This window comes from Aquimarina latercula DSM 2041, assembly GCF_000430645.1.
In the GTDB taxonomy this organism is placed as follows: domain Bacteria; phylum Bacteroidota; class Bacteroidia; order Flavobacteriales; family Flavobacteriaceae; genus Aquimarina; species Aquimarina latercula.
The window spans coordinates 226,389-239,380 of record NZ_AUMK01000010.1 but is presented as its reverse complement, the minus strand read 5'-3'; the positions used below and the strand labels follow the sequence as shown (position 1 = coordinate 239,380).

13 protein-coding genes and 2 tRNA genes are annotated in these 12,992 nt (G+C 32.1%); 10 read left to right on the top strand and 5 right to left on the bottom strand.

The genetic code is table 11. The features are described 5' to 3' along the window. Positions 1-57 precede the first annotated feature (57 nt). A complete protein-coding gene (locus H526_RS0110030) occupies positions 58-1,866 on the bottom strand; it encodes a M61 family metallopeptidase (RefSeq protein WP_027392877.1) in 1,809 nt (602 codons plus the stop codon). Between the two features lie 394 nt (positions 1,867-2,260). Between H526_RS0110030 and folE the strand changes: the two genes are divergently transcribed. The 9 genes from folE to H526_RS0109985 all read left to right on the top strand — a co-directional run bounded on the left by folE (position 2,261) and on the right by H526_RS0109985 (position 9,377). Continuing rightward, positions 2,261-2,959 carry a GTP cyclohydrolase I FolE gene (folE, locus tag H526_RS0110025; RefSeq protein ID WP_027392876.1) on the top strand — a complete coding sequence of 233 codons (699 nt, stop codon included), beginning with the start codon at positions 2,261-2,263 and terminating at the stop codon, positions 2,957-2,959. Between the two features lie 43 nt (positions 2,960-3,002). Beyond that, a complete protein-coding gene (locus tag H526_RS0110020; protein ID WP_027392875.1) occupies positions 3,003-3,635 on the top strand; it encodes a flavin reductase family protein in 633 nt (210 codons plus the stop codon). A gap of 1 nt (position 3,636) precedes the next feature. Continuing rightward, on the top strand, positions 3,637-4,053 hold the full coding sequence (locus tag H526_RS0110015) for a hypothetical protein (protein ID WP_027392874.1): 417 nt from the start codon (positions 3,637-3,639) through the stop codon (positions 4,051-4,053). A 169-nt stretch (positions 4,054-4,222) separates the two neighbouring features. Next, positions 4,223-4,372, top strand: coding sequence for a DUF2256 domain-containing protein (locus tag H526_RS31460; RefSeq protein WP_081415588.1), 150 nt, complete (start codon positions 4,223-4,225; stop codon positions 4,370-4,372). 15 nt (positions 4,373-4,387) lie between these two features. Further along, positions 4,388-5,686: a DASH family cryptochrome gene (locus H526_RS0110005; RefSeq protein WP_155839657.1), complete on the top strand. Its 1,299-nt coding sequence runs from the start codon at positions 4,388-4,390 to the stop codon at positions 5,684-5,686. A gap of 3 nt (positions 5,687-5,689) precedes the next feature. Then, positions 5,690-7,222 (top strand): cryptochrome/photolyase family protein, encoded by a 1,533-nt coding sequence (locus H526_RS0110000; protein WP_027392872.1) that lies wholly within the window; start codon positions 5,690-5,692, stop codon positions 7,220-7,222. Beyond that, entirely contained in the window at positions 7,212-8,690 is a 1,479-nt protein-coding gene (locus H526_RS0109995) for a cryptochrome/deoxyribodipyrimidine photo-lyase family protein (protein ID WP_027392871.1), read from the top strand. Before H526_RS0110000 ends, H526_RS0109995 begins: the two co-directional genes overlap by 11 nt. Positions 8,691-8,694: 4 nt before the next feature. Continuing rightward, positions 8,695-8,976: a TIGR03643 family protein gene (locus H526_RS0109990; RefSeq protein WP_027392870.1), complete on the top strand. Its 282-nt coding sequence runs from the start codon at positions 8,695-8,697 to the stop codon at positions 8,974-8,976. Further along, positions 8,976-9,377 carry a DUF2452 domain-containing protein gene (locus tag H526_RS0109985; protein ID WP_027392869.1) on the top strand — a complete coding sequence of 134 codons (402 nt, stop codon included), beginning with the start codon at positions 8,976-8,978 and terminating at the stop codon, positions 9,375-9,377. The genes H526_RS0109990 and H526_RS0109985 overlap by 1 nt, the downstream gene beginning before the upstream one ends. A 138-nt stretch (positions 9,378-9,515) precedes the next feature. On the opposite strand, the gene H526_RS0109980 is transcribed toward H526_RS0109985, so the two are convergent. Beyond that, positions 9,516-9,600, bottom strand: a tRNA-Ser gene (locus H526_RS0109980). A 170-nt stretch (positions 9,601-9,770) separates the two neighbouring features. On the opposite strand from H526_RS0109980, the gene H526_RS0109975 reads away from it, so the two are divergent. After that, the gene (locus tag H526_RS0109975) at positions 9,771-10,817 is read left to right on the top strand and encodes a M28 family metallopeptidase (RefSeq protein ID WP_027392868.1); all 1,047 of its coding nucleotides are present in this window, start codon (positions 9,771-9,773) and stop codon (positions 10,815-10,817) included. A 69-nt stretch (positions 10,818-10,886) separates the two neighbouring features. Here the strand turns inward: H526_RS0109975 and H526_RS0109970 are convergent. The 3 genes from H526_RS0109970 to H526_RS0109960 form a co-directional block, all read right to left on the bottom strand. Then, positions 10,887-10,962 (bottom strand) — tRNA-His (locus H526_RS0109970). A gap of 59 nt (positions 10,963-11,021) precedes the next feature. Further along, positions 11,022-11,738, bottom strand: a complete 717-nt coding sequence (gene bshB1, locus H526_RS0109965; RefSeq protein WP_027392867.1) for a bacillithiol biosynthesis deacetylase BshB1 — start codon at positions 11,736-11,738, stop codon at positions 11,022-11,024. Between the two features lies 1 nt (position 11,739). Beyond that, the gene (locus H526_RS0109960) at positions 11,740-12,909 is read right to left on the bottom strand and encodes a trans-sulfuration enzyme family protein (RefSeq protein WP_027392866.1); all 1,170 of its coding nucleotides are present in this window, start codon (positions 12,907-12,909) and stop codon (positions 11,740-11,742) included. Positions 12,910-12,992: the final 83 nt, after the last annotated feature.

Genomic DNA, 12,992 nt, shown 5'->3' with positions numbered 1-12,992 from the left:
ATAAAAAAAAAGTCGACAATTTAATTGTCGACTTTTTTTTGACTTGTCAAAAACAAATTATTTAGCCTTTAACCAGTTTTCTCTTTTTAGTAAGGCTTTTTTACTCGGTTTAGAAAACTGTGTGATAACAACTGTTGGGTCTACACCAAACCTTACTAAAGCTTTTTTCTCAACTCCAAGTCTTCTGTATATTAAAGTAGCTTTTTTACCAGGCTTGTATTTGCTGATAACATCATTGAACTGATCAATATCTGAAAACGATTTATTATCAATAGCAACAATTACATCTCCTTTTGCTAAACCAATAGTATAGGCTGGAGTTCCTTTTTTCACATATTTAGACACAACAGCATTGTCATCATCGTTAAATGTGATATCTGCGCCTAAATATGCCTTTTTACTGTTTGTTTTAGGGTATATTGCAACAGAACCAAGTAATTTTTTGAAATCCGGAGTTTGACTATCAAAAATGTATTTTTCAAAAAAGTCATCCGCAAAAGATTCGCCAGCATATTCTCTTAAGGTAAAGAATAAGTTTTCTATGGTATAAGGTATTTCTGTTTTCCCATATTTTGTCCATACTAACTTAAGATAATCATCTAAATTTAGATCGTCTTTATCCCTTAACGATAGATCTAAGGCAAGTCCTAGCATACTTCCATAAGAATAGTAAGATATAAATGTATTGTCTCGATTAGTCGGATCTATGGAGCTAGCTGCATCAACAAAAGGAGCTTGGTAGCTCATTTCAATCGGGTTGAAATATTGTAAGGCAGGAGAGTTCCAAACATAATTGTATGTTTTACTTAATCCTGCTATGTATTGATCTTGCGTAATTATTCCTGCTCTACATAAAATTAAATTTGTATAGTAGCTTGTAAATCCTTCAGCAAACCACAACTCACCAGACATATTTGCATTTTCGAAATCAAAAGGTTCTAAGGATATTGGGCGTATACGTTCTACATTCCAAGCATGAAAAAATTCGTGAGCAACTGTACCGATATTTTTTTTCATTCCTCCATCAGCTAAGCTTAGTGTACTTGTTAGAACAGTAGAATTACGATGCTCCATTCCGTCACCAGAAACCTGAGGCATATAGCTAGCTAGGAATGTATATTCTCCGTAATCGAAATTTGGATAATCTCCAAAAACTGCTTTTTCTTGCTCTACAATCTTTTTTATTTGTTCGAAATACTGATCAGCTTCTTCTTCTGTTCCTTGATGCAGAAGCGCTAATTTTATAGTATATTCCGTTCCTCCAGATGCTACTTTAAATTCTTTTACCGTATGATTACTGATTTGAGCCGGACTATCCATGAAATACTGAAGATTTGGTGCTAAAAAAGCATTACCTCCTAGTGGAATCAATTGAGTTGCAACTTTCCAATTAAGATCTTCTCTTACTTGATATGTAACTTGTACCGGACGATCTTTTAAAGTAGGTACATACATAAAAGTTGCTGGCATATTTAAGTGAGCGTGAGTTTCGTCAATTTGTGAATAGGTGCCATCACCTCTATCAGCAAATAGAATATAAGAAACATTTAAGGTTCCATCATGACCAGAAACATCCCATTGATATGGGTTTGGCCTTGTTACTGTAACATCTTTTCCTTTACTGTCTGTAATCTTAACATCATACACATTTTTTGCAAATTCGTGCAATGCATATCTACCTGGAGAAGTTCTACTCATTCTAAGAGAAATTGTACCACTCTCTAAATTGGTAAATACCGCATTGATTTTAGCTTCATGATGCATAGCATTTTCAAAAGAAATTTGGTATTCATTTCGCACTTGAGTATATCCTAGTTGAATAACAAATAGAAATAAAATAGAAAGAAAAAATCGAAAAGATTTCATTAAAAAGGTTTTTGGTTAAAAGATTCGTGCTTTTATTAGCGGCAAAAATAAAAATAATTTATTACCGACAGCAATTAGGGAAGTTCGAAATATTTATGGGGCTCCGAAATAAATTTAAACCGCGGTTTAGATTAAAACAGAATTCAAAAATACAACAAACTCTTAATTGGACAAATATTACCTAAGGAAATTAGATGTTATGTCAAAACAGTAGGTTGATTGTTGTAATTCTTATCTAAAATTGAAACATATGTTAATTTTTGTTTAACTAATGGTTTAAATAGTTAAACAATTTTGTAGCTTTGGTATTGTAAAATTTCACTTAGACTAAGAATACTAGTGAGATGCTTGGTTTAAAAACCGTAATAAATTTTAAAATATAATAGTAAACTAGATGAAAGTAGGAATAGATACATTAATTGAGTCTAACGGATATAATTTAAACGGGTTTTCGATTGATGAAATAGGAGATGATCATATAAGTACGGGGATGGAAACTCCTATGAAAAAAGATGCGTTTAATATATCAGATGAAGAAAAAAAGGAAAAGATCGCATATTTATTTAAAGAAATCATGGATGTTATGGGGCTCGATCTCACAGATGATTCTCTAAAAGGTACTCCTGATCGTGTTGCTAAAATGTATATAGAAGAAATTTTTTCAGGGTTAGATCCTAGAAACAAGCCTAAGGTGGCATTGTTTGACAATAAATATAAATATGAGCAGATGCTCGTGGAAAAAAATATTACGTTTTATTCTAATTGTGAGCACCATTTCGTTCCTATAATAGGAAAAGCGCATATTGCTTACATTTCTTCTGGTAAAGTGATTGGTTTGTCTAAGCTAAACAGGATAGTTCAATATTTTGCTAAAAGACCTCAGGTGCAAGAACGATTGACCAATCAAATTGCTATGGAGTTAAAAGAGATTTTAAGAACAGAGGATGTCGCTGTAATTATTGATGCAAAGCATCTTTGTGTGTCTTCTAGAGGTGTTAAAGACGATACTTCTGCCACTGTTACTTCATATTATGGAGGTGTTTTTAGGGCATCTGATAAAATAGCAGAATTGCAGAACTATCTTAACGACTAGTTGTTTAATATAAATTGTCTTTCTAAAAGATTTTAAGTTTCATATGCATTATACAAAACAACAGATTGAAGATATGGAGCGCGTAAAGCGTTTGAAAATTATTAACTCAGTTTCTGGAATAAAACCAGCAAATCTAATCGGTACAATTGATGATTCTGGAAAAACAAATGTAGCAATATTTAGTTCCGTGATTCATTTAGGGAGTGATCCTGCATTGATGGGTTTTATTATGAGACCAATAGGAGAGGTGCCTAGACACACCTATGAAAATATTTTACAGAATAGGCAGTATACAATAAACCATATTCATCAATCATTTGTGAGAAACGCTCATTATACATCAGCTAAATTGGATAAAAATGATTCGGAGTTTGTGAAATGTGGATTAACGGAAGATTTTATTTCTGACTTTAAAGCTCCTTTTGTCAAAGAAAGTCAACTTAAAATTGGGTTAAAGTTTGTAGAGGAAATAAAAATCCCTCTTAATGGAACTATTCTTATGATTGGAGAAATACAACATTTAATTATTCCTGAAGCGGTTATTACGGATCATTTAGATATAGATTTGAGTCAGACAAACACGGTTGGAATATCAGGGCTTAATACATATTATGCTTTAGAGAAAATAGAGGAGTACCCGTATGCTAGAGTTTCAGAAATGCCGGATTTTAAATAATATGGATTTTGGAATAGCGCGCTTAGTTTTAGATTTTTCATTATTAGTGTTGATCTTAATAGTACAATTAATAATTTATCCGAGTTTTAGGTATTTTCAGACTAAAGATTTAATAAAATGGCATTCTAGTTATACCAAGCGTATTGGTGGAATAGTAATGCCTCTTATGACTGGACAATTGGTTATAGGTATTGTTCAGGTTTTTCAGAATTCTTCTTCGATTTATAATGTTGTTTATTTGTTTTTGGTAATTGGAGTATGGGTATCTACTTTTTTCCAATTTGTTCCAATGCATTCACTTATTTCAAGAAATATGGTGGATACCGAGCTTATTAATAAGCTTATTGTTATGAATTGGTTGCGTACTACTTTATGGCTAATGATCTTTTTGTTAAGCTTGTTTACGTATGTTTACTGATCAAGTGTTATTAATGATTAATGTTTTCTTTCTACACTCTTTTTAGATTTTCTTAGTCTTCCGTAGTTTTTTGGTTTTATACTTCCGGTATGTTTTAATCTTGTTAAAATCTAATTGTTATGATAATTTTGTTTAAACTTTTTGTAAATTTATTAAACAAAATAGAATTATGAAAAAACCTGACCTTCCTACTAAAGTTTGTAAAGTATGTGCACGTCCTTTTACTTGGAGAAAGAAATGGGAAAAAGTATGGGAAGAGGTTCAGTATTGTAGTAAAAAATGCAGAAATAATAGGAATCGATTAAAGACGCTTTCTTAGAAATGAGATGATATGATGAAGACAGGACTTGTGTGGTTTAGAAATGACTTAAGAGTTAGTGATAATTCTTCTCTTTACAAAGCAGTATCTACTAATGATAAGGTAATAGCTGTATTTTGTTTTGATCCCAGACTATTTAATTTAAATCAATATGGTTTTAGAAAAACAGAGGTATATCGAACTAAATTTCTTTTAGAAAGTATAATTGAGCTAAAAGAAAATTTAGCGAAACTTAATATTACGTTGCTTATATATCGTAGTCGTCCAGAACAAATTATCCCAAAAATAATTAAAGATCATTTTATAGATACTGTGTACCTCCAAAAAGAATGGACTAGGGAAGAGGTGATAGTTTCGGAATCGGTAAGGATTGAACTTAATGAATCAAAAGTAGATTGGATCGAATCTTATGATCAATTTCTTTTTCATCCAGATGATATTCCTTTTGATATACAGGAAATACCAAAAGTATTTACTGTTTTTAGAAAGCAATGTGAAAAACTTATTACGGTTAGACCAGAAGTTTCGATTACACCTTTATTACTAGATAATTTATTAGAAGATTCAACTGAGATTCCTTCGTTAAAGATGTTAGGTTTTGAAGATTTTCAAGTCGATTCTAGAACAGCGTTTCCTTTTCTTGGAGGCGAGAATCAAGTTTTACAAAGAATTGAGGACTATTTCTGGAATAGTAAAAACATATCATTTTATAAAAAAACAAGGAACGGTTTGGTAGGAACTGAATATAGTTCAAAACTTTCTGCTTGGCTTGCAAATGGATCTATTTCTCCTCGTACTATTTATCATCAAGTGATGAATTATGAGGCACAAGTAGAAAAAAATCAGAGTACATATTGGCTTGTTTTTGAACTCATTTGGAGAGATTTTTTTAAATATATTTCGCTGAAGCATGGAAATGATCTTTTTAAAATAGATGGGATTCTTCATAAAGAGTACTCTTGGTCTGAAAATAAAGAAAGTGTTAATCGGTGGATTCACGGAGAAACGGAAGAACCATTTGTAAATGCTAATATGATCGAACTATATCATACTGGATGGATGAGTAATAGGGGTAGGCAAAATGTAGCATCTTATTTTGCAAAAGAGCTAAGATTGGATTGGAGAATTGGAGCAGCATATTTTGAGTCTTTATTGATTGATTTTGATGTTCATAGCAATTATGGTAATTGGCAATATGTTGCTGGAGTAGGTAATGATCCTAGGGATCGAAAATTTAATAGTAAACTACAATCGGAGCGTTATGATCCCAAAAATAAATTTCAAAATCTTTGGTTGCAACCAACTTTATTTTAGCCTATGAAACTACGTTTATTACTTGGCGATCAACTAAACTATAATCACTCTTGGTATAAGAATGAACAAGATGATGTGTGCTATTTTATGGCAGAAATGCGGCAGGAAACAGATTATACAATACATCATATTCAGAAAGTTGTTGGTTTTTTTCAGAGTATGAGAAACTTTAAATTATGGCTAAAAAGTAATAAACGCAATGTTGTTTATTACGAGTTGAATCATAATGATAATCAACAAAATCTAGTAGAGAATTTAAAACAAATAATTGCTGAGAAGAATATAACAAAATTTGAATATCAGCTTCCTGATGAGTATAGATTGGATATTCAATTGAAAAACTTTTGTAAAGAATTATCGATAGAAACAGAAGTTTTTGATACAGAACATTTTTTAACCTCTAGAACAGATTTATTAGACTTTTTTAAGGGTAAAAAGCAATATACGATGGAATACTTTTATCGTAATATGCGAAAGAAGTATGATATTTTGATGGTTACTAAAAAAGATCCTGAAGGAGGGAAATGGAATTTTGACCAAAGTAATAGGAAAAAGTGGAGAGGAGACCCTCAGATTCCAGGCAAAAAAGATTTTTATAAGGACGTTAGTGACGTTGTAGACTGTATTTATAAATCTAATGTCAAAACTATAGGTAATATTAATGTCAAGGAGTTCAACTGGCCTACATCGAGAGAAGATTGTTTGTCTCTTCTAGCATATTTCTGTGAAAATCTACTCATGTATTTTGGAGATTATCAAGATGCAATGCATCCAGAAGAAAAGTACTTGTTTCATAGCAGACTTTCATTTGCAATGAATAGCAAGATGCTTCATCCAATGGAAGTTATTACTACGGTAATTGATTATTGGCGTGTTAATAAAGATGAAATAGATATATCTCAAGTAGAAGGGTTTGTTCGTCAGATTCTGGGGTGGAGAGAGTATATGCGCGGAATGTATTGGGCAAAAATGCCAAATTATAAAAATCTAAATAAATTAGATAACCATAATAGACTTCCGTCTTTTTATTGGACAGGAGAAACTAAGATGAATTGTATGCGCTCTGCAATTAAACAAAGCCTCGATGATTCTTATGCACACCATATTCAACGGTTAATGATTACAGGTAATTACGCTTTATTAACAATGACGAATCCTGATGAGGTTGATCAATGGTATTTGGGAGTTTACATTGATGCAATAGAGTGGGTAGAAATTACTAATACTCGTGGAATGAGTCAGTTTGCAGATGGAGGATTGGTAGCTACTAAACCATATGTTTCTAGTGGAAGTTATATTAATAAAATGAGCAATTACTGTAAAGGTTGTCATTATAAAGTAGCTAAAAAGCATGAAAATGATGCTTGTCCTTTTAATTCTCTTTATTGGAATTTTTTAGATGAAAAACAGGCGTATTTTAAAAATAATCAGCGAATGTCCATGATGCTTAATTTATTACATAAAATGGATAGAGAAAAATTAAATAAGCTTAAGGAGAGAGCTAATCATATTATAGAAAACCCGGATGAGTACTAATAAAGAACATATCAATATAGTTTGGTTTAAGCGTGATTTGAGATTGCAGGATAATGAGGCGATATATAATGCCATTAATACCAATTGTCCAACATTATTATTATATGTATTTGAAAATTCACTTAAAGAAGATAAACACTACAGTGAACGACATTGGAATTTTATAAAGCAATCATTACAAGATTTGAATAATCAGTTGTTAGTTTATAATACAAAAGTGTTATGTGTATCTTCAGAAGTTATTCATGCGATTGGAACTTTACAACAATTCTGGAAAATAGACCACGTATTTTCGCATCAGGAGACCGGTATCCGATTAACCTATGAAAGAGATAAGGCATTTTCGAGGTTTTGTAAAAACAACCTAATTGATTGGAAAGAAAACACAAACAATGGTATACATAGAGGATTAAAAAACAGAGAGAATTGGAGAGAGGATTGTGAACATTATATGAATCAACAACCGTTTGAGTTTGATCCAAAATCTACTAGTTTTATTCCTATTAAAAAGATTTTAGAGCTTGAGAAGATTTTTAATGTGGTTAGTTTAGATACTTCCTTAGCTAATAATTTTCAACAAGGTGGAACCACAAAAGGGTATGAATATCTAACCTCTTTTTTTAAAGGTAGATACAAAAATTATAGCTTTCATATTTCAAAACCAGAATTAGCACGCAGAGGTTGTAGTAGATTGTCTCCTTATATCGCTTGGGGGAATCTTTCTATTCGGCAGATTTGGCAATATGCTGTTCATCAAAGAGAATTATTAGGAGATAAAAAGCAAATTGATGCTTTTACATCTAGATTACAATGGCAAGTACATTTTGTTCAAAAATTTGAAATGGAGGATATTATGGAGTTTGAGAGTATTAACAAAGGATATCGAAAATTAAAGAAACAAATTTCTGATGCATATCAATTAGCTTGGAAGGAGGGAAAAACTGGATATCCCTTGGTTGATGCTTGTATGCGCTGCTTGAAGGAAACTGGATACATTAATTTTAGAATGCGTGCATTGGTAGTTTCTTTTTTTACACATAATCTTTGGCAACCATGGCAAAATGCAAGTGCACATTTATCGAGTATGTTCTTGGATTTTGAACCTGGTATTCATTTTCCTCAATTGCAGATGCAAGCTGGTGAAACAGGAATTAATACACTTAGAATATATAATCCAGTCAAAAATAGTGTAGAGCATGACCCGGATGGGGTTTTTATAAAAAAATGGGTTCCAGAATTAAAGAATGTTCCCATAGCTTATATTCATGAGCCGTATAAAATGCCCCCTATGGAACAACAGTTTAACAATTTTGTATTAGGAGAAGATTATCCTTTTCCAATAGTTGATATAGATACCACTAGAAAAAGAGCAAGTGATACTTTATGGAATATGAAGGATGATGCTTTAGTGAAAAAAGAAGGGTATAGAATTTTAAAGAAGCATACATTACCGAATAGAAAAATTTAAAAAAATGCAAAAAGATTTAACAATACGTGATGTCGATAGAATTATAGAGATGGCTTGGGAGGATAGAACTCCTTTTGACGCAATTCTTATTCAGTTTGGGTTAAAGGAGCAAGAAGTCATTACTTTAATGCGAAATGAAATGAAACCATCTAGTTTTAGGATGTGGCGTAAAAGAGTGCAAGGGAGAAAAACAAAACATCTTAAAAAACGTACTTTTGAAGATGGAAGATTTAAATGTTCAAGACAAAAACAGATTACACATAATAAAATTTCAAAACGATACTAATGAGCGATAAAAAACCAGATCAGGTAGTTTATAATGAAGATGAGAAAAGGTATGATGCGGCATTAAAACCTTATGCAACAGGTGTAGGCGCTCCTGTTATTACAATTCCGGATACTGTAGCTTGGAAAAACACAAATGTTCATAAGGTAAATAAGCAAGTGAAAGCAAAATATGATGAATTAAAGGCGCAGTATGATGTTTTGATGGAGCAATTCGAATACAATAATTTAATTTATAATGCTAAGTTTACTTTTGAGCCGATAGTTGGAGAGGTTTATCATTTATATAGAAATATAAAAGAAGAATCGTTTTTATCAATAATAGCGCCATCAGAATGTAGTTTTGATCACTTAGGAACATTTAGGCTAAACGCTGATAAAATGTGGGAACAGTTGCAGTAATTGTCAGGTCAAGGGTATTTAAAGAAAGAATTTCATAGTTTTTTATGAATACCTACTAATGAAAAACATCTTTCTGTCAACGATTTTGTCAACTAAAAAATAAAAGCCTTGTGAATCAAAAGATTACAAGGCTTTTTGCGGAGAAAGAGGGATTCGAACCCCCGGAGGTGTGACCCTCAACAGTTTTCAAGACTGCCGCATTCGACCACTCTGCCATTTCTCCAGTGTTTAGTCTCATCAGGTATTCCCTGAATGCGGGTGCAAATATAGTACCTTTTTTCAATTCTAAAAAAAAAATGTAAAATAATTTCAGGATATTTCTTTTAAGAAAATATTCACTATTCGATCTCTCTCTAAATCTGTATATTGCATGGAGTTATAAAAAAGAATTAAATGAAAAATATTATAGTTGTATTTGGTTTGCTACTACTGCTATATTCGTGTGGCAGTTCACAAAAATCATCAAATACAGATAGCTCCAATTCTAAAGATGCTAAGTTGGATGTAACATCATATGCAGAGACTATTACTTCAGGGGAACTTAAAGATTATTTATTTACGTTTGCCGACGATAAGTTTGAAGGAAGGGATACTGGAGAACCAGGACAAAAGAAAGCAGCAGAATTCTTAAAAGAACAATATAAACGAATGGGTATTTCTTCTCCATTGGGTGACGATAATTATTATCAAGAAATACCTGAAAGTTATTTTAGAGGAGGTATCAAATCTTCAGAAAATGTATTAGCATATATAAAAGGAGAAGAGAAGCCGAATGAAATAGTGGTAATATCTGCTCATTATGATCACGTTGGTGTTGATAGTGATGGGAATGTATATAATGGAGCGGATGATGATGGCTCGGGAACTGTAAGTATATTAGAGATTGCTGAGGCATTTGCTAAAGCTGCTAAAAACGGACAAGGACCTAAAAGATCTATATTGTTTTTGCATGTAACGGGAGAAGAGAAAGGTTTATATGGGTCAAAGTTTTATACAGAAAATCCAATTTTTCCTTTAGAAAATACGGTTACAAACCTCAATATCGATATGATAGGAAGGATTGATAAAGATCATGATGAGAAGGATAAGAATGATTATATCTATTTAATCGGAAGTGATAGGTTAAGTACTGAATTGCACAATGTAAGTGAAGAAGTAAACCAAAAATATACTAAGTTGAATTTGGATTATACGTATAATGCAAAAGATGATCCTAATAGATTCTATTATAGGAGTGATCACTATAATTTTGCAAAAAACAATATTCCTATAATATTTTACTTTAATGGGGTTCACGAGGATTATCATAAGCCTACAGATACACCAGATAAAATTGAATATGAACTTATGACCAAAAGAGCACAATTAGTTTTTTATACAGCTTGGGAAGTAGCAAATAGAGAAAAAAGACTTATAGTCGATGGTATAGGAAAAGAATGATTTATTTCTAAATGAAACTGTCTGAAAACAAAAGACTCTGTATATAAATACAGAGTCTTTTTTTTAAAAGGGTGGAAGATCGGTTTCGAACCGACGACCTCCTGAACCACAATCAGGCGCTCTAACCAGCTGAGCTACAACCACCATTTAATTTCGGCTGCAAAAATAAGGTATTTCTTGCTTTCTGCAAAAGAAAAAATGAAATTATATTAAATCAAAAATGGAATTCACTGCAGGATAGCGTTCTACGGTATACCCTTCAGCATATTCAACTCCTATTATTCTTCCTAAATCTGCCGCACGATAGCGAACACTTTCTTTAAAATTCTTACTAGAGATTGGAGTGGATGGAGCATCACTTGTAGCATCATAAAACTGTGTCTTATATGCTAGTACACTATCCATTTTTTTATCCATATATCCACTAATATCTACAACAAAATCTGGTTCTAGAATTTCCCATTGAATATAGTGATATACTTTTTTTGGTCTCCAGGCTTCTTGTTTCTTACCATCAATAGAAGTTTCTATTTTTCGCAAACCTGATAAGAAACAGGCATCGCTAACTAGTTGACTTCCTTTTTCATGATCAATATGTCGATCCTTAATAGCATTGCAAAGAACTATTTCGGGACGATATTTTCTTAATATTTCGATAATTGCTAGCTGATGAGCTTCGTCATTCCTAAAAAAACCATCTCTAAAACCTAAATTCTCTCGAACTGATACGCCTAAAATAGTAGCAGCATCTTTTGCTTCTTGATCTCTTGTTTCTGCAGTACCTCGGGTACCAAGTTCACCTCTTGTAAGGTCAAGTATTCCAACTTTTTTTCCATTGTCTACTTCTTTTGCAACTGTTCCAGAGCAACTTAATTCCACATCATCGGGATGAGCTCCAATAGCTAGAATGTCTAATTTCATTTTAGTGTTCAAATTCTAAGATCTTTATTTTTTGTAATGCTTGTTCGATATCTGCAATGAGGTCTTCTGTTTCTTCAATACCTACACTAAATCGAAGTAAACCGTCATTGATTCCCTGGTGTTTTCTTTCTTCTTCCGTTAATAATGCGTGGGATGTTAGGGTAGGAGATAGGATTGTACTTTCTACTCCGGCAAGACTCATTGAACTTTTAATTAGTTTTAATTCTTTTTGGAATTTACTAGCGTCAAGTCCTTGATTTAATTCAAAAGATAACATTCCTCCAAATCCTTTCATTTGACTTTTGGCTAATTTATAGTCTGGATGAGATTTTAAACCAGGATAATAGACAGCTTGTATATCATCATGCTTTTCTAGCCATTTTGCCATCTTTTTGGCATTCTTATTTTGTTGTTTTACTCGTAAACCTAGTGTTTTAATACTTCGCTCTAACATCCAAACTGTAAAGTCACTTAAGCTACCTCCAAAATTTTTAGCCAGATGAAAAATTTGCTCCATATTTTTTTCAGAGGAAACAACTGCGCCAGCTAAAATATCACTATGACCGCCTAAATATTTTGTAGCGGAATGTATTACAATATCGATTCCTAGTTCTATGGGGTTTTGATTTACAGGAGAAGCAAAAGTATTGTCTATCATAGTTGTTATTCCTTTTTCTTTTGCTAATTCGGATATTGCTCTGATATCTGTTATAGTTAAAAGAGGGTTAGAAGGAGTTTCAATATAGATAACTTTAGTGTTTTCCTTTATTTTTTCTTCAAACCCATTCGCATCTTGAGAATCGACAAAAGAATATTCTATTCCATACTTACTGAATTCCTCATTTACTAAATTAACAGTTCCTCCATATAGTGTTCTTTGTAATACAATATGATCTCCTTTTTGTAAAAATGCAAATAAAGTAGTGCTAATTGCAGCCATACCACTCCCAAAAATTAAAGATGCTTCTCCTTTTTCTAGCTGTGCTATTTTTTTACATAATGCTTCCTGATTAGGAGTATTAAAGTAACGAGGATATCTTTTGATATCAACGTCTTCAAAAGCATAGGAAGTGGATAAATAAATAGGAGATATTGCGCCCTTAAATTGTTTATCTTCAATTTCTCCAACGTGAGTGCAGATGGTATTAAAACCTTTGTTTTTTGAGTTCATGTCTGTTTAGTAAGCTTGAATTATTGCTCTAAAATAATATATTCGAGAATAATAAGAATAAGCTTTAACAGAATAAATTATGT